Genomic DNA, 22654 nt, shown 5'->3' on the forward strand with positions numbered 1-22654 from the left:
GGCCTCCGGAAACGCAAAAGGACCCCGCCCAACCGGGCGGGGTCCTTCACACATTGAGCCCCCAAGCGGAATCGAACCGCTGACCTTCTCCTTACCATGGAGACGCTCTACCGACTGAGCTATAGGGGCCTGTCGCCTTCGCGGTTTCCCGCTTGGCAACGAGATAGATCATACCCGAAATCGAAGGCCTCTCGAACCGCCGATTCATCGCGCCCATTCATCTTCGTCGCGCCCATTCATCCGCTTCATCCGCCCATTCGTCAGAAGGCCGGTTGGAGAAGCCCACCGAGCGCGTTGCAGGCGGAGACCAGGCGCTGCAGGTCCCGCCGCGACATCGACGCGTCGACGGGCAGCGCCAGTGTCTCGTCGGCGGCCCGCTCGGTCTGCGGAAGCACCACGTCCCGCCAGAACTCCGGCATGCGGTGCACCGGCGTCTTCACCGGCACCCGGCAGTCAACTCCCTTGACCCGTACGGCCCGTGCGAACGCGTCCCGGTCGGGCCGCCCGTTCCCCGGCACCCGCACGACGTACTGCTGGAAGCTGTGCCCGGCGCCACCGGTCGGCGTCACGACGCCACTGAGCCGCCCACTGAGATAAGCGGCGTGCGCCCGCCGCCGCGCCTGCCCGTCGTGCGACTCCCCCAAGTCGCCCTGCTCCAGGACGAGAAGCCCGTGCCGCTGCCCCACGCCCCGCAGCAGGCCCATGTCGGCCTGGTTCCCGAAGCGGTGGACCACGACGACGGCGGCCGTACGCGGGGTCACCACGGCGGCGACGGCATCAGGATCGAGGCAGTACGTCGACGGCTCTATGTCGGCGAAGACCGGCACGGCCCCCGCGGTGACGACGGCCTCGGCGACCTCGACATTGCCGAAGGCCGGCACGACGACCTCGTCACCGGTACCGACACCTGCGGCGCGCAACATTGCAACTGTGCCCATGTCTGCGGATGTTGGCTGCGCAACGTGAACGGCAGGTAACACAAAACAAAAAAGAGCTGGTCCCTGAACCGAAGTTCAGGGACCAGCTCTTATCAAGATGATTTCGGCGGCGTCCTACTCTCCCACAGGGTCCCCCCTGCAGTACCATCGGCGCTATGAGGCTTAGCTTCCGGGTTCGGAATGTAACCGGGCGTTTCCCTCATGCTATGACCACCGAAACACTATGAAACTGACAACCGCACCGTAGTCGTGGCCCGACATACGGGGTTGTTCGTGGTTTCAGAACCAACACAGTGGACGCGAGCAACTGAGGACAAGCCCTCGGCCTATTAGTACCAGTCACCTCCACCCGTTACCGGGCTTCCAGATCTGGCCTATCAACCCAGTCGTCTACTGGGAGCCTTAACCCCTCAAAGGGGGTGGGAATACTCATCTCGAAGCAGGCTTCCCGCTTAGATGCTTTCAGCGGTTATCCTTTCCGAACGTAGCCAACCAGCCATGCCCTTGGCAGGACAACTGGCACACCAGAGGTTCGTCCGTCCCGGTCCTCTCGTACTAGGGACAGCCCTTCTCAATATTCCTACGCGCACAGAGGATAGGGACCGAACTGTCTCACGACGTTCTAAACCCAGCTCGCGTACCGCTTTAATGGGCGAACAGCCCAACCCTTGGGACCGACTCCAGCCCCAGGATGCGACGAGCCGACATCGAGGTGCCAAACCATCCCGTCGATATGGACTCTTGGGGAAGATCAGCCTGTTATCCCCGGGGTACCTTTTATCCGTTGAGCGACGGCGCTTCCACAAGCCACCGCCGGATCACTAGTCCCGACTTTCGTCCCTGCTCGACCCGTCGGTCTCACAGTCAAGCTCCCTTGTGCACTTACACTCAACACCTGATTACCAACCAGGCTGAGGGAACCTTTGGGCGCCTCCGTTACTCTTTGGGAGGCAACCGCCCCAGTTAAACTACCCATCAGACACTGTCCCTGATCCGGATCACGGACCGAGGTTAGACATCCAGCACGACCAGAGTGGTATTTCAACGTTGACTCCACGAACACTGGCGTGCCCGCTTCAAAGTCTCCCACCTATCCTACACAAGCCGAACCGAACACCAATATCAAACTGTAGTAAAGGTCCCGGGGTCTTTCCGTCCTTCTGCGCGAAACGAGCATCTTTACTCGTAGTGCAATTTCACCGGGCCTATGGTTGAGACAGTCGAGAAGTCGTTACGCCATTCGTGCAGGTCGGAACTTACCCGACAAGGAATTTCGCTACCTTAGGATGGTTATAGTTACCACCGCCGTTTACTGGCGCTTAAGTTCTCAGCTTCGCACGCCCGAAAGCGCACTAACCGGTCCCCTTAACGTTCCAGCACCGGGCAGGCGTCAGTCCGTATACATCGCCTTACGGCTTCGCACGGACCTGTGTTTTTAGTAAACAGTCGCTTCTCGCTGGTCTCTGCGGCCACCCCCAGCTCAGACAGTAAATGTCATCACCAGTGATGGCCCCCCTTCTCCCGAAGTTACGGGGGCATTTTGCCGAGTTCCTTAACCATAGTTCACCCGAACGCCTCGGTATTCTCTACCTGACTACCTGAGTCGGTTTAGGGTACGGGCCGCCATGAAACTCGCTAGAGGCTTTTCTCGACAGCATAGGATCATCCACTTCACCACAATCGGCTCGGCATCAGGTCTCAGACTTCATGCAAGGCGGATTTGCCTACCTCACGTCCTACACCCTTACCCCGGGACAACCATCGCCCGGGCTGGACTACCTTCCTGCGTCACCCCATCACTCACCTACTACAAGTCTGGTCCGTCGGCTCCACCACTTCCCTCAACTCCGAAGAGATCGGGACGGCTTCACGGACTTAGCATCGCCTGATTCGATGTTTGACGCTTCACAGCGGGTACCGGAATATCAACCGGTTATCCATCGACTACGCCTGTCGGCCTCGCCTTAGGTCCCGACTTACCCTGGGCAGATCAGCTTGACCCAGGAACCCTTAGTCAATCGGCGCACACGTTTCTCACGTATGTATCGCTACTCATGCCTGCATTCTCACTCGTGAACCGTCCACCACTAGCTTCCGCTGCAGCTTCACCCGGCACACGACGCTCCCCTACCCATCCATACAGGCGTTGGCCCTATTGTATGAATGACACGACTTCGGCGGTACGCTTGAGCCCCGCTACATTGTCGGCGCGGAATCACTAGACCAGTGAGCTATTACGCACTCTTTCAAGGGTGGCTGCTTCTAAGCCAACCTCCTGGTTGTCTGTGCGACTCCACATCCTTTCCCACTTAGCGTACGCTTAGGGGCCTTAGTCGATGCTCTGGGCTGTTTCCCTCTCGACCATGGAGCTTATCCCCCACAGTCTCACTGCCGCGCTCTCACTTACCGGCATTCGGAGTTTGGCTAAGGTCAGTAACCCGGTAGGGCCCATCGCCTATCCAGTGCTCTACCTCCGGCAAGAAACACACGACGCTGCACCTAAATGCATTTCGGGGAGAACCAGCTATCACGGAGTTTGATTGGCCTTTCACCCCTAACCACAGGTCATCCCCCAGGTTTTCAACCCTGGTGGGTTCGGTCCTCCACGACCTCTTACAGCCGCTTCAACCTGCCCATGGCTAGATCACTCCGCTTCGGGTCTTGAGCGCGCTACTAAATCGCCCTATTCGGACTCGCTTTCGCTACGGCTTCCCCACACGGGTTAACCTCGCAACACACCGCAAACTCGCAGGCTCATTCTTCAAAAGGCACGCAGTCACGAGACACCAAGCAAGCTTGATGTCCGACGCTCCCACGGCTTGTAGGCACACGGTTTCAGGTACTATTTCACTCCGCTCCCGCGGTACTTTTCACCATTCCCTCACGGTACTATCCGCTATCGGTCACCAGGGAATATTTAGGCTTAACGGGTGGTCCCGCCAGATTCACACGGGATTTCTCGGGCCCCGTGCTACTTGGGTGTCTCTCAAACGAGCCGCTGATGTTTCGACTACGGGGGTCTTACCCTCTACGCCGGACCTTTCGCATGTCCTTCGTCTACATCAACGGTTTCTGACTCGTCTCACAGCCGGCAGACTGCAAAAGAGAGATCCCACAACCCCGTATGCGCAACCCCTGCCGGGTATCACACGCATACGGTTTGGCCTCATCCGGTTTCGCTCGCCACTACTCCCGGAATCACGGTTGTTTTCTCTTCCTGCGGGTACTGAGATGTTTCACTTCCCCGCGTTCCCTCCACACTGCCTATGTGTTCAGCAGCGGGTGACAGCCCATGACGACTGCCGGGTTTCCCCATTCGGAAACCCCCGGATCAAAGCCTGGTTGACGACTCCCCGGGGACTATCGTGGCCTCCCACGTCCTTCATCGGTTCCTGGTGCCAAGGCATCCACCGTGCGCCCTTAAAAACTTGGCCACAGATGCTCGCGTCCACTGTGCAGTTCTCAAACAACGACCAACCACCCGTCACACACCCTTACCAGGATGCTTCACCGGGGTCGGCATTGAGGTCGGGACAAACCCGTACCCTCAGATACCCAACAGCGTGCCCGACCCGACCCATCAACATTCACGTTCCACGCCGAAGCAGTACTAGTGAAGCCAACCGATCGTGCCGAGTAGTCAACGTTCCACCCATGAGCAACCACCGTCGATCGTTTGCCGACGTAGTGGCCTCTGACCAACCGGAGTTGGTAAGAAGTGCTCCTTAGAAAGGAGGTGATCCAGCCGCACCTTCCGGTACGGCTACCTTGTTACGACTTCGTCCCAATCGCCAGTCCCACCTTCGACAGCTCCCTCCCACAAGGGGTTGGGCCACCGGCTTCGGGTGTTACCGACTTTCGTGACGTGACGGGCGGTGTGTACAAGGCCCGGGAACGTATTCACCGCAGCAATGCTGATCTGCGATTACTAGCAACTCCGACTTCATGGGGTCGAGTTGCAGACCCCAATCCGAACTGAGACAGGCTTTTTGAGATTCGCTCCGCCTCGCGGCTTCGCAGCTCATTGTACCTGCCATTGTAGCACGTGTGCAGCCCAAGACATAAGGGGCATGATGACTTGACGTCGTCCCCACCTTCCTCCGAGTTGACCCCGGCAGTCTCCTGTGAGTCCCCATCACCCCGAAGGGCATGCTGGCAACACAGAACAAGGGTTGCGCTCGTTGCGGGACTTAACCCAACATCTCACGACACGAGCTGACGACAGCCATGCACCACCTGTATACCGACCACAAGGGGGGCACCATCTCTGATGCTTTCCGGTATATGTCAAGCCTTGGTAAGGTTCTTCGCGTTGCGTCGAATTAAGCCACATGCTCCGCTGCTTGTGCGGGCCCCCGTCAATTCCTTTGAGTTTTAGCCTTGCGGCCGTACTCCCCAGGCGGGGAACTTAATGCGTTAGCTGCGGCACCGACGACGTGGAATGTCGCCAACACCTAGTTCCCACCGTTTACGGCGTGGACTACCAGGGTATCTAATCCTGTTCGCTCCCCACGCTTTCGCTCCTCAGCGTCAGTAATGGCCCAGAGATCCGCCTTCGCCACCGGTGTTCCTCCTGATATCTGCGCATTTCACCGCTACACCAGGAATTCCGATCTCCCCTACCACACTCTAGCCTGCCCGTATCGACTGCAGACCCGGGGTTAAGCCCCGGGCTTTCACAACCGACGTGACAAGCCGCCTACGAGCTCTTTACGCCCAATAATTCCGGACAACGCTTGCGCCCTACGTATTACCGCGGCTGCTGGCACGTAGTTAGCCGGCGCTTCTTCTGCAGGTACCGTCACTTTCGCTTCTTCCCTGCTGAAAGAGGTTTACAACCCGAAGGCCGTCATCCCTCACGCGGCGTCGCTGCATCAGGCTTTCGCCCATTGTGCAATATTCCCCACTGCTGCCTCCCGTAGGAGTCTGGGCCGTGTCTCAGTCCCAGTGTGGCCGGTCGCCCTCTCAGGCCGGCTACCCGTCGTCGCCTTGGTGAGCTTCTACCTCACCAACAAGCTGATAGGCCGCGGGCTCATCCTTCACCGCCGGAGCTTTCAACCCTCTCCCATGCGAGAGAAGGTGTTATCCGGTATTAGACCCCGTTTCCAGGGCTTGTCCCAGAGTGAAGGGCAGATTGCCCACGTGTTACTCACCCGTTCGCCACTAATCCACCCCGAAGGGCTTCATCGTTCGACTTGCATGTGTTAAGCACGCCGCCAGCGTTCGTCCTGAGCCAGGATCAAACTCTCCGTGAATGTGTACCGGTAATCCGGGACGACACACACGAGAGCGGAACCAAGGAGAGGAATAATCTCCCGGTTCACAGCGTCCTCGCTGTGCTGCCTGCACGACCGAGGCCGTACAGGACTTTTTCAAAGGAACCTCAACTCACCGAAGTGAGTCGGGGTATCAACATATCTGGCGTTGACTTTTGGCACGCTGTTGAGTTCTCAAGGAACGGACGCTTCCTTTGTACTCACCCTCTCGGGCTTTCCTCCGGGCGCTTCCCTTCGGTGTTTCTTTTGTTCTTGCGTTTCCGACTCTATCAGACTCTTTCGTGTCCGACTTCCTCGGTGCCTTTCCGGTTCCCGCTCCGGCCTTTCGGCTTTCGCGTTTCCCTTTCCGGCGGTTCCGACTTTATCAGAAGTTCTGAGTCGGAATTCCCGCCCCGCTCGGGTCGGTCCCAGGCACGTGAGTGCTCGGGGCTTCCCTCGCTGGCGGAGCCGTAAACCTAACGGAGCGGGGCGCCCCGATGCAAATCGAGGCGCCCCGCTCCGGAGATCACGCAGTCGTGAGGGTCAGACCTCGACGACCACGGGCAAGATCATCGGGCGTCGGCGGTAGTTGTCCGAGACCCACTTGCCCAGCGTGCGGCGGATGAGCTGCTGCAGCTGGTGGGGTTCCACCACGCCGTCCTGGGCCGACTTGTCCAGGACTTCCTGGATCCGGGGCATGACGGCGCTGAATGCCGAGTCGTCGATGCCGGAGCCACGGGCCTGGATGGTCGGACCGCTGGTGATCTTGCCGGTGCTGGAGTCCACCACCACGAAGACCGAGATGATGCCCTCGTCGCCGAGGATCTTGCGGTCCTTCAGGGCGGGCTCGCCGACGTCGCCCACGGAGAGGCCGTCCACATAGACGTATCCCGCCTGGACCTTGCCGACGATCTTCGCCTTGCCCTCGACGAGGTCGACGACCACGCCGTCCTCCGCGATCACGATGCGGTCGTGCGGGACGCCGGTGAGGGCGCCGAGCTCGGCGTTGGCGCGCAGGTGGCGCCATTCGCCGTGGACCGGCATCAGGTTCTTGGGCTTGCAGATGTTGTAGAAGTACAGGAGCTCGCCCGCGGACGCGTGGCCCGAGACGTGCACCTTCGCGTTGCCCTTGTGGACGACGTTCGCGCCCCAGCGGGTCAGGCCGTTGATCACGCGGTAGACCGCGTTCTCGTTGCCCGGGATGAGGGACGACGCCAGGATCACCGTGTCGCCCTGGACGATCCGGATCTGGTGATCGCGGTTGGCCATGCGGGAGAGCGCGGCCATCGGCTCGCCCTGGGAGCCCGTGCAGACCAGGACGACCTCGCTGTCGGGGAGGTCGTCGAGCGTCTTGACGTCCACGACCAGGCCCGGGGGTACGCGGAGGTAGCCCAGGTCACGCGCGATGCCCATGTTGCGGACCATCGAGCGGCCGACGAAGGCGACCCGGCGGCCGTACTCGTGGGCGGCGTCCAGGATCTGCTGGATGCGGTGCACGTGGCTGGCGAAGCTCGCCACGATGATCCGCTTCTGGGCACCGGCGAAGACGCCCCGGATCACGTTCGAGATGTCCCGCTCGGGCGGGACGAAGCCCGGCACCTCGGCGTTCGTCGAGTCGGAGAGAAGGAGGTCGATGCCCTCCTCGCTCAGCCGCGCGAACGCGTGCAGGTCCGTGAGGCGGCCGTCCATCGGCAGCTGGTCCATCTTGAAGTCGCCGGTGGCGACGACCATGCCCGCGGGGGTGCGGACGGCGACGGCCAGGGCATCCGGGATGGAGTGGTTGACCGCGACGAACTCGCAGTCGAACGGGCCGAGGTGCTCGCGGTCGCCTTCGACGACCTCCAGCGTGTACGGCCGGATGCGGTGCTCCTGGAGCTTCGCCTCGATCAGCGCGAGGGTCAGCTTGGAGCCGATCAGCGGGATGTCCGGCTTCTCGCGCAGGAGGTAGGGGACACCGCCGATGTGGTCCTCGTGGCCGTGCGTGAGCACGATGCCCTCGATGTCGTCGAGGCGGTCCCTGATGGACGTGAAGTCCGGCAGGATCAGGTCGATTCCGGGCTGCTCCTCCTCGGGGAAGAGCACTCCGCAGTCGACGATCAGCAGGCGACCGTTGAACTCGAAGACGGTCATGTTCCGGCCGATCTCGCCGAGGCCGCCGAGCGGGGTGACCCGCAGGCCGCCCTTCGGGAGCTTCGGCGGAGCGCCGAGTTCAGGATGCGGATGACTCAAAAGACTCTCCTCACCACGCACGCCACGTACCTGAGGGGCACGTGGCGCGCATGACGTTCGTGCAGTAGCAGTTGTTGTGTGGGGTGCGGGCGGCCGACAGCTCGTGTCGCGCCCGCGGTGTTGCGCTTATTCAGTTGTGAAGTCTGTGGTTACAGCTGTACCCCGCCGGCGGCGAGATCGATCTTGAGCTGGTGCGTCTCCTCGGGGGACAGCTCGACCAGCGGCAGCCGGAGGGGACCTGCGGGACGGCCCTGGAGGGTGAGCGCCGCCTTCGTCGTGATCACACCCTGCGTACGGAACATCCCGGTGAAGACCGGGAGCAGCTTCTGGTGGATCTCCGTGGCCTTCTGGACGTCGCCCGTGAGGTGCGCCTCGAGCAGGGCGCGCAGCTCCGGGGTGACGACGTGGCCGACGACGGAGACGAAGCCGCACGCGCCGACGGAGAGGAGCGGGAGGTTCAGCATGTCGTCGCCGGAGTACCAGGCGAGGCCGGAGCGGGCGATGGCCCAGCTGGCGCGGCCGAGGTCGCCCTTGGCGTCCTTGTTGGCGACGATCCGGGGGTGCTCGGCGAGGCGGACGATCGTCTCGGTGTTGATCGGTACGCCGCTGCGGCCCGGGATGTCATAGAGCATGACCGGCAGTTCGGTGCTGTCCGCGATCGCGGTGAAGTGCCGGAACAGGCCCTCCTGCGGGGGCTTGTTGTAGTACGGCGTCACGGTCAGCAGGCCGTGCGCGCCCCGCTGCTCGGCGGCGCGGGCGAGCTCGATGCTGTGCCGCGTGTCGTTCGTGCCGACGCCCGCGACGACGTGGGCGCGGTCTCCGACGGCGTCCACTACGGCTCGTACGAGATCGTTTTTCTCCGCGTCACTGACGGTCGGGGACTCACCGGTGGTGCCGTTGATGACGAGGCCGTCATTGCCTGCGTCCACCAGGTGGGCGGCGAGCTGCTGCGCGCCGTCGAGGTCGAGTGCGCCGTCCGCCTTGAAGGGCGTGACCATGGCGGTGAGGACCCTCCCGAAGGGGGTCTGCGGAGTGGAGGTCGGAGCCATGGGTAACACGCTACTCGCTGCTCAGCGCGGGGTCGCCCCTCGGGGGATGTGAGCGGACCTGACAAGTGTGGAGCCCGGCACTGCCTGCTCGGGGGTTCAAGCAGTGCCGGGTCCGTTTGATCAGGCTAGATGAACTTCCCGAAATGCCGCAATACGGACACTTCACTCGGCCCACCCGTACATCAGTGCCTTACGGCGCCACGCGTCCGTTCTTGTTGAAGGCGGCGTGCGTCAGCGGCATCAGTTCGGCCCAGTGCTGCTCCATCTTCTCGCCGACCATCTCGATCTCCCGCTGCGGGAAGGACGGGACCGTGGCGAGCTCGTGCTGCGTGCGCAGGCCGAGGAAGTGCATCAGCGAACGGGCGTTGCACGTCGCGTACATCGAGGAGTAGAGGCCCACCGGGAGGACCGCGCGGGCGACCTCGCGGGCGACTCCGGCCTCGAGCATCTCCTGGTACGCCTCGTACGCCTGGCGGTACGAGTCCTCCATGACGCGGCCCGTCAGCTCCTGCTGCGCCTGGGTGCCCTCGACGAACTCGTACTTGCCGGGGCGGCCCTGCTGGACCAGCTTGCGGGACTCACCGGGGACGTAGAACACCGGCTGGAGCTCCCTGTAGCGACCCGATTCCTCGTTGTACGACCAGCCGACGCGGTGGCGCATGAACTCGCGGAAGACGAAGATCGGGGCGCTGATGAAGAACGTCATCGAGTTGTGCTCGAAGGGGCTGCCGTGGCGGTCCCGCATCAGGTAGTTGATCAGACCCTTGGAGCGCTCCGGGTCCTTCTGGAGCTCCTCCAGGGACTGCTCGCCCGCCGTGGAGACACGGGCTGCCCACAGGACGTCGGAGTCGGTGGCGGCGTGCTTCACCAACTCGACGGTGACCTCGCTGCGGAAGCTGGGCTTGAGGTCTTCGGTGGGGGTCTCGCTCACTGGCGGGGGTCCTTCCGTATGCGTCACTCGGGGCGGCGCCCACTCTATGGCCCGCCACTGACAATCGGCCGTTCGGTGACCCGCTACGACATTCTTCGACTAATTTGCCGAAACAGGGCACCTTTTGGGCGTTTCGAGCGTCTCTCTATACAACAGAGTCCACAGAGCTCCGTTCGAGACCCGTGAGGAGAAGCGCGCCCCATGTTCCGTCGGCGAGAGCCCGTCCCGTTCGCCTTCATCGCCGAAGCCGACAAGTTCCGCAGCAACGTCACTCCCCCGCCCCGTGAACGCGCCTCGGCCAGTCAGATCCTGGGGCGCACCCTGATGGGACTGACCGTGGTGGCCGGTCTCGTGGGATCCCTGATCTTCGGGATGCCCGCGATGTCCGCCGATCAGTCACCCGCCAAGACACAGCAGTCCGAAGCCTCCGACGGACGCTGACCTGCTCAGGTCCGCCTCCGGTCCGCCTCCGTGGCACCAATGGCCGGGCGGGTACCCCCTTGGCCCCCCAAGGGTGGTCGCAGGGGACACGGCTCGATAGCCTCACCGGGCACAGCCCCTGTGTGGATCGAGTGAGGATCAGCCCGTGCCCCTGCCCTTCCTGACCGCGGACCGCGCTTTCGAAGAGACGGACGACACCGCCCTGCCCTTCGACGACCGCGACCACTGGCGCCGGCCCTACCGGCCGGGACCGTGGCGGGTCGGGGCGGGCGCACTCCTGCTGCTGCTCGCCTCTTTCGTCCTCGTCGCCGCCGTGATCATCGCGTTCGCGGGCTCCCTCGCGGGCGCGGCGATCTGCGCGGGGTTCGCGGTGGTCATCATCGCGAGCTCCCTGCGGCTGCTGCGCATGGGCACCTGGGTGAGCGCGCGGGGGCTGCGCCGCGTCGGCTTCCTGACGACCCAGACCGTGCCGTGGGCCCAGATCACGGCCGTACGGACGGCGCAGCAGCCGGTGCGCTGGCTGGGGCTGCCGCGGACCGTGCAGGGGCAGGCACTCATTCTCGTACGCCGTGATCAGCGGGCCGAAGGGCAGCAGCCGTTGCTGACCGACCGGAACGCCGACTTCCTGGCGCGGCACGAGGCCTTCGACCGGGCGGCCGACTCCATCGAGGTGTGGGCCGACGAGTACGGGCGCACGGCCTGACGCGTACGGGCGCCCGACCCGGGGACCACTACCTACGAACTACGCGTTGATCGCCCTGCCTTCGTGCAGGGCGATCGCATGCTGCATGGCCTTGCGCGCGCGGGGGGTGTCCCTGGCGTCGTGGTAGGCGACGGCCAGGCGGAACCAGCAGCGCCAGTCGTCCGGGGTGTCCTCCGTCTCGGCCTTGCGCCGGGCGAAGACCTCGTCGGCCGAGTCGCGGTCGATGCGGCCGCCGGGCGTGCGCTTCAACTCGTCGACGGGGAGGCCGCCTTCGGCCTCCAGTTCGGCGGCGAGGCGGTTGGCGTTCCGGACGAACTGGGTGTTCTTCCAGAGGAACCAGACGCCGATGACCGGCAGGATGAGCACCGCGACACCGAAGGTGACGGTGAGGACGGTGCCGTGCTGTATCAGGAGCACGCCGCGGCTGCCGACCAGGACGAAGTAGACGACCAGGACGGCAGCCGTGACGGCGTAGGTGATTTTCGCTCGCATGAGGGTCAGGCGCTCAGTTCAGGTCCAGGAAGTGTTCCAGGCCGAAGGTCAGGCCCGGCGTGCTCACCACGCGGCGCGCGCCGAGCAGGATGCCCGGCATGAAGCTGCTGTGGTGCAGCGAGTCGTGCCGGACCGTCAGGGTCTCGCCCTCGCCGCCGAGCAGGACCTCCTGGTGGGCCAGGAGGCCGCGCAGGCGCACCGAGTGCACGGGAACGCCGTCGACGTCCGCGCCGCGGGCGCCGTCCAGGGCCGTCGTCGTGGCGTCGGGCTGCGGGGCGCTGCCCGCCGCCCTGCGCGCCTCGGCGATGAGCTGGGCGGTGCGCGTGGCGGTGCCGCTGGGGGCGTCGGCCTTGTTCGGGTGGTGCAGCTCGACGACCTCGACGGACTCGAAGTACGGCGCCGCGAGCTGCGCGAACCTCATCGTCAGGACCGCGCCGATGGAGAAGTTCGGCGCGATCAGCACGCCCGTCTCCGGGGACCGGGCCAGCGAGGCCCGCAGCCGCGCGAGGCGCTCGTCGCTCCAGCCCGTCGTGCCGACGACGGCGTGGATGCCGTGTCGTACGCAGAAGTCGAGGTTGTCCATCACCGAATCGGGATGGGTCAGTTCGACCGCTACCTGGGCGCCGGTCTCGGCCAGCGTCTCCAGGCCGTCACCCCGGCCGAGCGCCGCGACCAGTTCCATGTCGTCGGCGGCCTCGACGGCCTTGACGGCCTCGGAGCCGATGCGGCCCTTGGCGCCGATGACCGCCACGCGCAGCTTGCTCATGTCCTTCATTCCTTAGGGGAGTTGGGCCCTCGGGCGGCCTAGGCGACCGCTTCGTGGAGCCGGGCCGCCTGCTTGTCCTTGAGCGGGCCGATGGCCGAGAGGGACGGGCGGCGGCCGAGCACGTCGCGGGCCACCTCGCGCACCTCGTCGGGGGTGACCGCGGAGATCTTGGCCAGCATCTCGTCGACCGACATGTGCTCGCCCCAGCAGAGCTCGCTCTTGCCGATGCGGTTCATCAGGGCGCCGGTGTCCTCCAGGCCCAGGACCGTGGAGCCCGCGAGCTGGCCGATGGCGCGGCCGATCTCGTCGTCCGAGAGACCGTCCTGTGCGACCTGGTCGAGCTCGTCGCGGCAGATCTTCAGGACGTCGTGCACCTGGCTGGGGCGGCAGCCCGCGTACACCCCGAAGAGGCCGGTGTCGGCGAAGCCCGACGTGTACGAGTACACGCTGTAGGCCAGGCCGCGCTTCTCCCTGACCTCCTGGAAGAGGCGGGACGACATGCCGCCGCCGAGCGCGGTGTTCAGGACGCCGAGGGCCCAGCGGCGCTCGTCGGTGCGGGCCAGGCCCGGCATGCCGAGGATGACGTGCGCCTGCTCGGTCTTGCGGTTGATGACCTCGACGCGGCCCGAGGTGCGCAGGGCGCGGGAGCCCTGGCGCGGGATCATCGGGGTCGCGTCGGTGCGCTGGAGTGCGCCTGCCTTCTCGAAGGCCGCGCGGACCTGGCGTACGACCTTGTTGTGGTCCACGTTGCCCGCGGCGGCGACCACCAGGTGGGTGGGGTCGTAGTGCTTCTTGTAGAAGCGGCGGATGCGGTCGGCGGTCAGGGCGTTGATCGTGTCGACCGTGCCGAGGACCGGGCGGCCGAGGGGGGTGTCGCCGAGCATCGTGTGCGCGAACAGGTCGTGCACGCAGTCGCCCGGATCGTCCTCGGTCATGGCGATCTCTTCGAGGATGACGCCGCGCTCCGCGTCGACGTCCTCCTGGAGGATCAGGGAGCCCGTCAGCATGTCGCAGACGACGTCTATGGCGAGCGGCAGGTCGGTGTCGAGCACGCGCGCGTAGTAGCACGTGTACTCCTTCGCCGTGAAGGCGTTCATCTCGCCGCCGACCGCGTCGAGCGCGGACGAGATGTCGAGGGCACTGCGCTTGCTCGTGCCCTTGAAGAGGAGGTGCTCCAGGTAGTGCGTGGCGCCGTTCAGGGACGGGGTCTCGTCCCTGGAGCCGACGTTCGCCCAGATGCCGAAGGTCGCCGAGCGGACGGAGGGCAGGGTCTCCGTGACGACGCGGAGGCCGCCGGGGAGGGTGGTCCTGCGGACCGTGCCGATGCCGTTCTCGCCCTTGATCAGGGTTTGGGTACGGGCGACGGCCCGCGCCTCCGAGGAGGTGCGGGCCGTCGTCGTGGTGCTACGCGACGTCACTTGTCGGTGTCGTCCTTCTTGTCGTCGTCCTCTTCACCCTCGATGACGGGGATGAGGGACAGCTTGCCGCGGGAGTCGATCTCGGCGATCTCGACCTGGACCTTCTGGCCCACACCGAGGACGTCCTCGACGTTCTCCACGCGCTTGCCGCCGGCGAGCTTGCGGATCTGCGAGATGTGCAGCAGACCGTCCTTGCCCGGCATGAGCGAGACGAACGCACCGAAGGTCGTCGTCTTCACGACGGTGCCCAGGTAGCGCTCGCCGACCTCCGGCATGGTCGGGTTGGCGATGCCGTTGATCGTGGCGCGGGCGGCCTCGGCCTGCGAACCCTGGGCGGCACCGATGTAGATCGTGCCGTCGTCCTCGATCGTGATGTCGGCGCCGGTGTCCTCCTGGATCTGGTTGATCATCTTGCCCTTGGGGCCGATGACCTCACCGATCTTGTCCACCGGGATCTTGACGGTGATGATGCGCGGCGCGTTCGGGGACATCTCGTCCGGAACGTCGATGGCCTCGTTCATCACGTCGAGGATGTGCAGACGCGCGTCGCGGGCCTGCTTCAGCGCGGCGGCCAGGACCGAGGCGGGGATGCCGTCGAGCTTGGTGTCGAGCTGCAGCGCGGTCACGAACTGCTTCGTACCGGCGACCTTGAAGTCCATGTCACCGAACGCGTCCTCGGCACCGAGGATGTCGGTGAGGGCCACGTAGTGCGTGTCGCCGTCGATCTCCTGGGAGATGAGGCCCATGGCGATACCGGCGACGGCGGCCTTCAGCGGCACACCGGCGTTCAGCAGCGACATGGTGGAGGCGCAGACCGAACCCATGGACGTCGAGCCGTTGGAGCCGAGGGCCTCGGACACCTGACGGATCGCGTAGGGGAACTCCTCGCGCGTCGGCAGGACCGGCACGATGGCGCGCTCGGCGAGCGCGCCGTGGCCGATCTCGCGGCGCTTCGGCGAACCGACGCGGCCGGTCTCACCGACGGAGTACGGCGGGAAGTTGTAGTTGTGCATGTAGCGCTTGCGCGTCACCGGGGAAAGGGTGTCGAGCTGCTGCTCCATGCGGAGCATGTTCAGCGTGGTGACGCCCAGGATCTGGGTCTCGCCACGCTCGAACAGCGCCGAGCCGTGCACGCGCGGGATGGCCTCGACCTCGGCGGCCAGCGTACGGATGTCCGTGACGCCGCGGCCGTCGATGCGGACCTTGTCCTTGATGATGCGCTCGCGGACCAGCTTCTTGGTCAGCGCGCGGTAGGCACCGGAGATCTCCTTCTCGCGGCCCTCGAACTGCGGGAGCAGCTTCTCGCCGGCGATCTCCTTGACGCGGTCCAGCTCGGCCTCGCGCTCCTGCTTGCCGGCGATGGTGAGCGCCTGGGCGAGCTCGGTCTTGACCGCGGCGGTCAGGGCCTCGAGGACGTCGTCCTGGTACTCCAGGAAGACCGGGAAGTCGCCGGTGGGCTTGGCGGCCTTGGCGGCGAGGTCCGACTGGGCCTTGCAGAGGGCCTTGATGAAGGGCTTCGCGGCTTCCAGACCGGCGGCGACGACCTCTTCGGTCGGGGCCTCGGCGCCGTCCTTCACCAGCTGGATGGTCTTCTCGGTGGCCTCGGCCTCGACCATCATGATCGCGACGTCGCCGTCCTCGAGGACGCGACCGGCGACCACCATGTCGAAGACGGCGTCCTCGAGCTCGGTGTGCGTCGGGAAGGCGACCCACTGGCCCTTGATGAGCGCCACGCGCGTGCCGCCGATCGGGCCCGAGAAGGGCAGTCCTGCCAGCTGCGTGGAGCAGGAGGCGGCGTTGATCGCGACCACGTCGTACAGGTGGTCGGGGTTGAGCGCCATGATCGTCTCGACGATCTGGATCTCGTTGCGCAGGCCCTTCTTGAAGGAAGGACGCAGCGGGCGGTCGATCAGGCGGCAGGTGAGGATCGCGTCCTCGGAGGGGCGACCCTCACGACGGAAGAACGAACCGGGGATCTTGCCCGCGGCGTACTGCCGCTCCTCGACGTCCACCGTGAGGGGGAAGAAGTCGAGCTGGTCCTTGGGCCGCTTGGAAGCGGTGGTGGCCGACAGCACCATGGTGTCGTCGTCCAGGTACGCGACGGCGGAGCCTGCGGCCTGCTTGGCCAGGCGGCCCGTCTCGAAGCGGATGGTGCGGGTGCCGAACGTGCCGTTGTCGATGACGGCCTCGGCGTAGTGGGTCTCGTTCTCCACTAGCGGTTTCTCCGTTTACGTGTCGTCGTACGTACGTAGTTCGTCGTACGTGTCGTCTTTCGTCCCCGGGCCCGTGTGGCGGGGGGACGGGGCGGAGAAGCGCGCCTCGGATGCGGGCCGGTCTTCGATCGAAGCACCCGGGGCTGTTCGTCTGCGCATCCCGGGGGCCACTACCGAGGACCGGCGGCGGCTGGGGCGCCTCTCCTCGTCATTCGTTCATTTGTTCGCACGGGCTGGCTGGCCCGGCGTACGCCTGGAATGGACGGTCCGTTTCCGTCCCTTCCGTCACCGCATGTGCGGTAATGCGCAATGCGTTGTGCGACCAGACTACAAAGCGTCGGTGACACTGCGCACGTACAGCAAAGGGAGCGGCCCCCTTCGAGTGCTTCGAGTGGGAACCGCTCCCTTCACGACGTCTTACTTGGCGCCCGCCGCACCGCGGCGGATGCCCAGGCGCTCAACCAGGGCACGGAAGCGCTGGATGTCCTTCTTGGCCAGGTACTGCAGCAGGCGGCGACGCTGACCGACCAGGATCAGCAGACCACGACGGGAGTGGTGGTCGTGCTTGTGCGTCTTGAGGTGCTCGGTCAGGTCGGAGATCCGACGGGAGAGCATCGCGACCTGCACCTCGGGGGAGCCGGTGTCGCCCTCCTTCTGGCCGAACTCGGTCATGATCTGCTTCTTCGTAGCGGCGTCGAGCGACACGCGTACTCCTCGTAGTCTTTTCGTGGCCACCGAGTGCCCCTGGTCCACATCTCAGGGAAGCTTCCATGACTCGGGAGGCGGGGGTCCGCAGGGCGCTTCCTCCAGGGTCTCCGTCAGGGTTTCCGTGGGAGGGTTGGGGGAGCGTAGACATGCGGCCGTTACACAGGGTACCAGTCGGAGGTCGGTGCCTCGGCGGGAGCCTGCGGCGCCGCTCGCGGGGCGGGGTCAGCGACTGCTCTCGTAGCCGTGCATCAGCGGGGCCTGTGGCCCTTCGTCCTGCTCGCCGGTCTGGCGTGCCAGATCGAAGGCGACGACCTCATTGGGCACTCTCCGCGACAGGCCGGCTTCGTACGTATCTCGCGGCTTGGTCGCCATGTAGAGCTGCCGCTCGCCGACCACCACACCGCTGCACCGCTCGACCTCGGCGCTGAAGCTTTCGTCGCAGTTGTGGAGGTAGCGCCGGTCCGGGAGGGGGATGGTTGCCCGGTTCCTGCCCCGGTCGTCCAGAGAGTGCAAGTAGTCGATCGTGCCGTCGTTGCCGGTGGCGACGGCGATGACCGGCGGCTGCGAAGAGGCCAGGTAGACGCTGTCGATACCCCGGGCCACCTTGTGCGTCCATACGGTCCTGCCGGTGCGCGGGGCGACCTTCTGCACCCGGAACTCGGGGTCGGCCGAGTCTCCGCAGGACCGCAGCGCGAGCAGCCCGCGACCTCCGGCGAATCCTGTGTCGGTGCAGGTCGACGGGTTCAGGTCGGCCCAGAGCCGCTTCCCTGTCGTCATGTCGTACGCCGCCGAGCCCTGCCCCCAGGTAGCGACGACCGTCCCTCGCGTCATCGTGACGTTCACACCCGTCGAGCCGCTGCCCCCGTTCGGCAGCGGCTTCTCCCAGAGCTTCTTGCCTGTGTCGATGTCGACTACCGCGAGGTGGTCGCACGGTGCCTCGGGCTCCGCCCTCTGCTTGCTCTTCTCGGGCTTGCCCTTCTCGGGCCGCTTGCCGGGCACGGCGACGGCTGTCCTGCCGTCGACGCTGACGTGCCGGGTCACGGCGCAGAGCGGGCCCGCCTTCCTTGAGCTCCTCCACCCACTCGACGGCGACCTGCCCCTCGGGGGTCTTCGGGACCCTCTCCACGGTTTCCCTGATCGCGTCGGGCGCCTGCCGGGCCGTCGATGCCCGCGCCGTGCCGTCCGTGTCAGCCAGGGACCGACCTGGTGTCCACGTCGTCGGGCAACCCGCTCGGCGCCCTCACCGAACTCCTCCCGTTCGCCCGCGACGTGGGCGACCGCTTCATCATCGCCCGCTCGACGGCGGGCGCGGGTCGTGCGTCGTACGAGCCGTTCATGCAGCGCATGAAGGAATTGGGCGCACAGGGAGTGGCCCTGGCCGGAGACCCGGACGAGGGCGATCTCCTGGGCGGGGTGCGGGCGCGGCCCATGCCGACGGGCGGGGGATCTTCGTGTCGCGGAGACGGGGGAAGTCGATGGTGCAGACGGGGCTGGTGGCTGGCGAGTATTGAGGCCTCAGCTGTTCGCCTGCTGATGGTGGTGCGCCCAGACACACAGGGCCACCACGACGACGATGCCGATGATGATCCACGCCCACGGCAGGTCTCCGCCGCCTCCACCCGTCGAACTTCCGTAGTGGTGGTGGTAGTGGCCGCCGCCATGCCGACCGCCGATGGCGAGTGTTTGCAGGTGATTCAGGTCCATGGCAGGACCTTATGCACGCGATCCTGTCATGAGCACGCCCCTGCACTCTCTGCTGCGCGGGCGTGACGCCACCGTGACGTTCGCGGGCCTGTCAAACCTCTGAACAGCGACGGAACACCCCAAGTAGGGTGAGCGCACAGCTTTTTCGTACGTTGTGAAGGGACCCCTCCGCCATGACCGAGGCACACGACCACGAGGCGCAGGACACCGGGACACAGGACACCGAGACGCAGGCCGTCGAGGCTCAGGAGAAGGCTCGCAAGGAACGCGAGAAGGAGGAGCTCTACTCCCTCGACATCTCCGGCGTCGAATGGCAGAGCGCGCCCGGGACCGAGGAACACGAGGAGCGGGTCGAGATCGCGTACCTCCCCGCGGGCGCCGTCGCGATGCGGTCGTCGCTGGATCCGGAGACCGTGCTGCGGTACACGGAGGCGGAGTGGCAGGCCTTCGTTCTGGGGGCACGGGACGGGGAGTTCGATCTGGAGCCGTCGACTCGCAACGGCGGGTTGGCGGCGGAGTAGCGCCGACGCCTTGCGGGAACGCCCCGGCGGGCACGTCATGGGATTCTGCGTGTCACCGGGATTCGTGTGCGCTGCCCGCGGGAAGCGGAGGCCCGCCGCGACAACGGGGCGGGGCGGACGCCTCCCGCGCCCGCCCCCGCCCCGCCCCGCCCCGTTGTCGTACGTACCGCCGTCATGACTCACTGGAAGTAGCTGGCGCCCTTGAGGTCACCGCCGCGGTAGTCGCCACCGGCCTGGCCGACCTTCTGGCCGATGTCCACGAGCGCCCGGCTTCAGGGTGTACGCCGTGTGGGCCTCACCCTCCCAGCCCTCGACCACCTTGGCCACGGCTCGCTTGATGTCCGCGAGGTCGGCCTCCAGCTGCCGTGCCTGGATGCCGAGTTCGGTGGTGATGGCGTCAAGGCCGCCGTACTTGACCGCGAGTTCGTCCAAGTGAACGTTTGCCATGCCTGCTGCCCCGTCTCTCAGTGGTTGTGGGACGTCGTCCCCGTGCCCTGCGGTCAGTAGCCGCTGATGGCCGAGTGCTTTCCGCCGTACTGCACGTCGATGCTGTCCATCGTCGAGCGGACCTGGTCCTCGAGCCCGTCGGTCAGCTTTTCGTTGTCGCTGATGCCTTCGAGGACTGCGGTGATGCCGCCGAGTACCAGCCAGAGCGGGTTGTTGTCGTCGCCGTCGGAGGACTTCACCACTGCGGCCTGTTCGTCGCCTGAGGCGTCCTTCTCCGAGGGCTTCGCGGACGCGGCGGGCGCGGAGGGGGAAGGAGCGGCACCGTCAGCGGCGGAGCCGACACCCGGAATCTTCTTGCTCGTGATCGGGTCGATGTCGGCGGGGCCTGGCTTGCCCTCACCCTTCACGACGTTGCGAGCCGGGCGGATCAGGCCGTAGCCGAGGTAGTCACTCGGCTTGTCCTTCGGCCAGTCGCGGCCTGCGGTGTCGATGAGGACGCGGAGGACTTGGCTGGCGGTCCAGTCGGGATTGGACCGGACGAGGGCGGCGGAGGCGGAGGCGATGGCGGTGGCTGAGCTGGTGCCGCCACCGCCTTCGTCGCAGTAGGAGCGGAAGGTGGCGTCGCACCAGTGGGGGGTGTCGAGGCCAGGGGCCGCCAAGTCCACGTACTGCCCGAACTCTGAGTACTTGGCGACCTTGCCGGACTTGTCGGCGGCCTCGTGGGCGCCCAGAAGTGCCTGGTGCGGGCTGCGGACCAGCTCTCAAGTCAGCTGACGGGCAAGGGGTTTCGGGTGACGGTCCTGAACGAGACGGAGGTGTCCACCGTGATCGCCACCTCTGCCTGCGCCAACCCCCTGGTGACCGCGCAGGCTGGGCGGCCCGAGCCGGTGGAACGGCGCACGGAGGAGTCCCCGCGCGCGTGGCGCTGCGACAACCGGCGGCACACGACCTATGGGGTGCGGCGCTGGCCCCAGTTGGGCGGGTCCGGCGCACCCGGCGGGTCCAGCACGTCCGGCACGTCAGGCGAGCCCCCGCTGCCGCGACTCGTCGCCCTGCTCACCGCCGTACCGGCGCTTGCCACGACGTTCAGCCTCACACTCGCGCGAGGCGAGCGGCAGGAGGTCGCACTGTGCGGGCACGTACGCGTGACGGGACGCAGTGCGGCCGAACTCGACGCGGCACGGCGGGCGTTGGAACAAGGCGCTCGGCAGGCCGGCACCGGGCTCGTGCGGCTCGACCGCGAGCAGCTGCCCGGGATGCTGGCGACGCTTCCGTTGGGAGGGGCGCGCTGATGGCTTGGGGGACTCCTTCGGCGGCTTGCCGCGCCCGGCCCTGGTTCAGGCGCTCCCGGCCCTTCCGTCGCCGGTGCGGGCGGCGGCACCCGCGTGGCCGCCGTGCGCGGCGGGTTCGGTCTGGCAGGGCCCAGGCACGGCAGGCACGGCCTCTCCGTCGAGCAGGTGGACGCGCTCGCGCTGCCCATCGGGGACGACGGCATCGTGATCGGCGTGGACGCGCAGGGTGAGCCCGCGACTCTCGGGGTCAACCGCCCCACTCCGTACGACATGGTGTTCGTCGGCGGGCTCTGGACCGCGCAGGTGATCGCGTTGCGGGCCGCTGCTACCGGGGCCCGAGTGGCGGTGGAGACCGGGCGGACCGGGGCCTGGGCGCGGTTGGTTCAGGCGTTGGGGGTCGGGCAGAGATCCATGTCCGTGCATGACGTGGGGCGGGTGCCGCCGCAGGGGGCCTCGGCCGGGAGTCCCGTGCTCGTCGTGCGGGACTGTGGGATGCGGCCGCCTCGGGGGCGGGTCGTGTCCGGGCCCTGGCAGTCCGTGCTGACGGTGTTGCCCTATTTGAGTCCCGTCGCGCCTCGGCTGATGCGGCAGGCACGGCTCGTGGGGGTGCAGCGGGTGTCGCCGGACGAGGCGGTGCAGATCGGGCGGTCGCTCGGATTGCCGGGGGGGGACGTGGATTCGCTGCCGACGCTTGCCGACGGGGTGACGTTGTGGTGTGCCGATCGCGACCGGCAGTACGTGATGACGCAGGCCACCGATGCCGAGACCGGATTGTTGGGTGCCGCCCGGCGGATGGATTGAGGGCCCGGGTATCGGGTGAATTCACGGTGGAGTGTCGGATGTTGGGGGAATTGTCCGTCGCGGATTGATGTACGCGGATCGCTCCTGGGTGGGGCGTGACGTAATGGACAGCATTGGTGGGGTGGACTGCCCTGCCGTGCTCGTGGTTTTGGTGATTAGGCTGGGACAGGGCGCGACGCCAGAACCCGCGAGCGGGTCGTGCGCGTCCCTCTACGGGGAGAGCCAGGCGGATCGGACGACAGGAACGGTCGCCCCCCACCACGGCACGAGGGTGCTCGACCACACCAGGAGGCATTGTGAACAGCGATCGGGACGAGATCCGCGGGGGCTGGGACTCACCCGTCGATGATCAGTCCGACGCGGAGTCCGCCGCCGAGACGACGGGCGAGTTCACCATCGACTACGCCCCGCCCGCCTGGTACACGCAGAACGCGTCCGGCAGCGCGGGGGAGACTCCGTCGGCACCGCCTGTCTCGACTCCGCCTGTCTCCACTCCGCCCGCCCCGGATCCGGCCGCGGCCCCCTTCGCGCCTGCGCCGCCGCCCGCCTCGGCTTCGCCCTTCCCGGCTCCGTCGGGGGCGGCTCCGTCGGGGGCGGCTCCGTCGGGGGCGGCTGGTCCTGGTTCGGCTCCCGTGGCTCCGCCCGTCTTCACTCCGCCTGCCGCTCCGCCTGTTGCGCCTGCGCCTCTCGCTCCGCCTTCCGGGCCCGTGTCGCCTGTGTCGCCTGTGGGGGACGTTCCCTCGTCT

At 66.1% G+C, this 22654-nt stretch carries 18 protein-coding genes, 1 tRNA gene, 3 rRNA genes and 3 pseudogenes; 7 read left to right on the forward strand and 18 right to left on the reverse strand.

Annotated elements, in window-relative coordinates:
* Positions 1 to 56: 56 nt before the first annotated feature.
* The 8 genes from CP970_RS11510 to thyX all read right to left on the reverse strand — a co-directional run bounded on the left by CP970_RS11510 (position 57) and on the right by thyX (position 10402).
* Positions 57 to 129, reverse strand: a tRNA-Thr gene (locus CP970_RS11510).
* A 131-nt stretch (positions 130 to 260) separates the two neighbouring features.
* A complete protein-coding gene (locus tag CP970_RS11515; protein WP_055544883.1) occupies positions 261 to 923 on the reverse strand; it encodes a DegT/DnrJ/EryC1/StrS family aminotransferase in 663 nt (220 codons plus the stop codon).
* A gap of 116 nt (positions 924 to 1039) precedes the next feature.
* A 5S ribosomal RNA gene (gene rrf / locus CP970_RS11520) occupies positions 1040 to 1156 on the reverse strand.
* A gap of 91 nt (positions 1157 to 1247) precedes the next feature.
* Positions 1248 to 4372: ribosomal RNA gene (locus CP970_RS11525) — 23S ribosomal RNA — on the reverse strand.
* Between the two features lie 295 nt (positions 4373 to 4667).
* Positions 4668 to 6193: ribosomal RNA gene (locus tag CP970_RS11530) — 16S ribosomal RNA — on the reverse strand.
* The 16S, 23S and 5S rRNA genes sit together here, the layout of an rRNA operon.
* A gap of 543 nt (positions 6194 to 6736) precedes the next feature.
* Positions 6737 to 8422, reverse strand: coding sequence for a ribonuclease J (locus CP970_RS11540; protein WP_055548117.1), 1686 nt, complete (start codon positions 8420 to 8422; stop codon positions 6737 to 6739).
* A gap of 149 nt (positions 8423 to 8571) precedes the next feature.
* Complete coding sequence (gene dapA / locus CP970_RS11545; RefSeq protein WP_055548120.1) at positions 8572 to 9471, reverse strand: 4-hydroxy-tetrahydrodipicolinate synthase; 900 nt, start codon at positions 9469 to 9471, stop codon at positions 8572 to 8574.
* Positions 9472 to 9661: 190 nt separating this feature from the next.
* On the reverse strand, positions 9662 to 10402 hold the full coding sequence (thyX, locus tag CP970_RS11550) for an FAD-dependent thymidylate synthase (protein ID WP_055548122.1): 741 nt from the start codon (positions 10400 to 10402) through the stop codon (positions 9662 to 9664).
* Positions 10403 to 10603: 201 nt separating this feature from the next.
* Here thyX and CP970_RS11555 point away from each other — a divergent pair, with 201 nt between their 5' ends.
* Positions 10604 to 10843 (forward strand): hypothetical protein, encoded by a 240-nt coding sequence (locus CP970_RS11555; protein ID WP_055548124.1) that lies wholly within the window; start codon positions 10604 to 10606, stop codon positions 10841 to 10843.
* A 145-nt stretch (positions 10844 to 10988) separates the two neighbouring features.
* On the forward strand, positions 10989 to 11546 hold the full coding sequence (locus tag CP970_RS11560; protein WP_055548126.1) for a PH domain-containing protein: 558 nt from the start codon (positions 10989 to 10991) through the stop codon (positions 11544 to 11546).
* 39 nt (positions 11547 to 11585) lie between these two features.
* On the opposite strand, the gene CP970_RS11565 is transcribed toward CP970_RS11560, so the two are convergent.
* The 6 genes from CP970_RS11565 to CP970_RS11590 all read right to left on the reverse strand — a co-directional run bounded on the left by CP970_RS11565 (position 11586) and on the right by CP970_RS11590 (position 18184).
* Positions 11586 to 12038 carry a hypothetical protein gene (locus CP970_RS11565; RefSeq protein WP_055548128.1) on the reverse strand — a complete coding sequence of 151 codons (453 nt, stop codon included), beginning with the start codon at positions 12036 to 12038 and terminating at the stop codon, positions 11586 to 11588.
* Positions 12039 to 12051: 13 nt separating this feature from the next.
* Complete coding sequence (gene dapB, locus CP970_RS11570; protein WP_055548130.1) at positions 12052 to 12804, reverse strand: 4-hydroxy-tetrahydrodipicolinate reductase; 753 nt, start codon at positions 12802 to 12804, stop codon at positions 12052 to 12054.
* Between the two features lie 38 nt (positions 12805 to 12842).
* Positions 12843 to 14222 (reverse strand): M16 family metallopeptidase, encoded by a 1380-nt coding sequence (locus CP970_RS11575; RefSeq protein WP_055548132.1) that lies wholly within the window; start codon positions 14220 to 14222, stop codon positions 12843 to 12845.
* Positions 14219 to 16435, reverse strand: a complete 2217-nt coding sequence (locus CP970_RS11580; protein ID WP_055548135.1) for a polyribonucleotide nucleotidyltransferase — start codon at positions 16433 to 16435, stop codon at positions 14219 to 14221. Before CP970_RS11580 ends, CP970_RS11575 begins: the two co-directional genes overlap by 4 nt.
* Positions 16436 to 16852: 417 nt before the next feature.
* Positions 16853 to 17140 (reverse strand): 30S ribosomal protein S15, encoded by a 288-nt coding sequence (gene rpsO / locus CP970_RS11585; RefSeq protein WP_055548137.1) that lies wholly within the window; start codon positions 17138 to 17140, stop codon positions 16853 to 16855.
* Positions 17141 to 17365: 225 nt separating this feature from the next.
* Positions 17366 to 18184, reverse strand: a complete 819-nt coding sequence (locus CP970_RS11590; RefSeq protein WP_055548139.1) for an outer membrane protein assembly factor BamB family protein — start codon at positions 18182 to 18184, stop codon at positions 17366 to 17368.
* A 159-nt stretch (positions 18185 to 18343) separates the two neighbouring features.
* Here CP970_RS11590 and CP970_RS44895 point away from each other — a divergent pair.
* Positions 18344 to 18654: pseudogene (locus CP970_RS44895) on the forward strand (hypothetical protein); the annotation flags it as partial.
* Positions 18655 to 18658: 4 nt separating this feature from the next.
* Here CP970_RS44895 and CP970_RS11600 read toward each other — a convergent pair.
* Positions 18659 to 18847, reverse strand: a complete 189-nt coding sequence (locus tag CP970_RS11600; RefSeq protein WP_055548141.1) for a hypothetical protein — start codon at positions 18845 to 18847, stop codon at positions 18659 to 18661.
* Between the two features lie 173 nt (positions 18848 to 19020).
* Here CP970_RS11600 and CP970_RS11605 point away from each other — a divergent pair, with 173 nt between their 5' ends.
* The gene (locus CP970_RS11605) at positions 19021 to 19368 is read left to right on the forward strand and encodes a DUF397 domain-containing protein (RefSeq protein WP_055548143.1); all 348 of its coding nucleotides are present in this window, start codon (positions 19021 to 19023) and stop codon (positions 19366 to 19368) included.
* Positions 19369 to 19575: 207 nt separating this feature from the next.
* On the opposite strand, the gene CP970_RS11610 is transcribed toward CP970_RS11605, so the two are convergent.
* A complete protein-coding gene (locus CP970_RS11610; RefSeq protein WP_317987150.1) occupies positions 19576 to 19815 on the reverse strand; it encodes a WXG100 family type VII secretion target in 240 nt (79 codons plus the stop codon).
* A 53-nt stretch (positions 19816 to 19868) separates the two neighbouring features.
* Positions 19869 to 20480: a S8 family serine peptidase gene (locus CP970_RS11615; RefSeq protein ID WP_063806098.1), complete on the reverse strand. Its 612-nt coding sequence runs from the start codon at positions 20478 to 20480 to the stop codon at positions 19869 to 19871.
* Positions 20481 to 20525: 45 nt separating this feature from the next.
* Between CP970_RS11615 and CP970_RS11620 the strand changes: the two are divergent.
* From CP970_RS11620 to CP970_RS46205, 3 genes and pseudogenes are all read left to right on the forward strand, one after another.
* A pseudogene (locus CP970_RS11620) lies at positions 20526 to 21107 on the forward strand (type VII secretion protein EccE); the annotation flags it as partial.
* A gap of 93 nt (positions 21108 to 21200) precedes the next feature.
* Positions 21201 to 21908: a hypothetical protein gene (locus CP970_RS11625; protein ID WP_055548145.1), complete on the forward strand. Its 708-nt coding sequence runs from the start codon at positions 21201 to 21203 to the stop codon at positions 21906 to 21908.
* A gap of 296 nt (positions 21909 to 22204) precedes the next feature.
* Positions 22205 to 22285: pseudogene (locus CP970_RS46205) on the forward strand (SCO5717 family growth-regulating ATPase); the annotation flags it as partial.
* Positions 22286 to 22308: 23 nt separating this feature from the next.
* On the opposite strand, the gene CP970_RS46210 reads toward CP970_RS46205, so the two are convergent.
* Positions 22309 to 22560, reverse strand: coding sequence for a hypothetical protein (locus CP970_RS46210; protein ID WP_150493255.1), 252 nt, complete (start codon positions 22558 to 22560; stop codon positions 22309 to 22311).
* Between the last annotated feature and the right edge of the window lie 94 nt (positions 22561 to 22654).

The sequence above is a fragment of the Streptomyces kanamyceticus genome (assembly GCF_008704495.1).
Classification (GTDB): domain Bacteria; phylum Actinomycetota; class Actinomycetes; order Streptomycetales; family Streptomycetaceae; genus Streptomyces; species Streptomyces kanamyceticus.

Bases quoted from the DNA above. Each gene is read 5' to 3' on its own strand.
- CP970_RS11515 (WP_055544883.1), bottom strand. From the start codon at position 923: ATGTTGCGCGCCGCAGGTGTCGGTACCGGTGACGAGGTCGTCGTGCCG.
- dapA (WP_055548120.1), bottom strand. From the start codon at position 9,471: ATGGCTCCGACCTCCACTCCGCAGACCCCCTTCGGGAGGGTCCTCACC.
- CP970_RS11555 (WP_055548124.1), top strand. From the start codon at position 10,604: ATGTTCCGTCGGCGAGAGCCCGTCCCGTTCGCCTTCATCGCCGAAGCC.
- CP970_RS11565 (WP_055548128.1), bottom strand. From the start codon at position 12,038: ATGCGAGCGAAAATCACCTACGCCGTCACGGCTGCCGTCCTGGTCGTC.
- dapB (WP_055548130.1), bottom strand. From the start codon at position 12,804: ATGAGCAAGCTGCGCGTGGCGGTCATCGGCGCCAAGGGCCGCATCGGC.
- CP970_RS11600 (WP_055548141.1), bottom strand. From the start codon at position 18,847: ATGGACCTGAATCACCTGCAAACACTCGCCATCGGCGGTCGGCATGGC.
- CP970_RS11605 (WP_055548143.1), top strand. From the start codon at position 19,021: ATGACCGAGGCACACGACCACGAGGCGCAGGACACCGGGACACAGGAC.
- CP970_RS11610 (WP_317987150.1), bottom strand. From the start codon at position 19,815: ATGGCAAACGTTCACTTGGACGAACTCGCGGTCAAGTACGGCGGCCTT.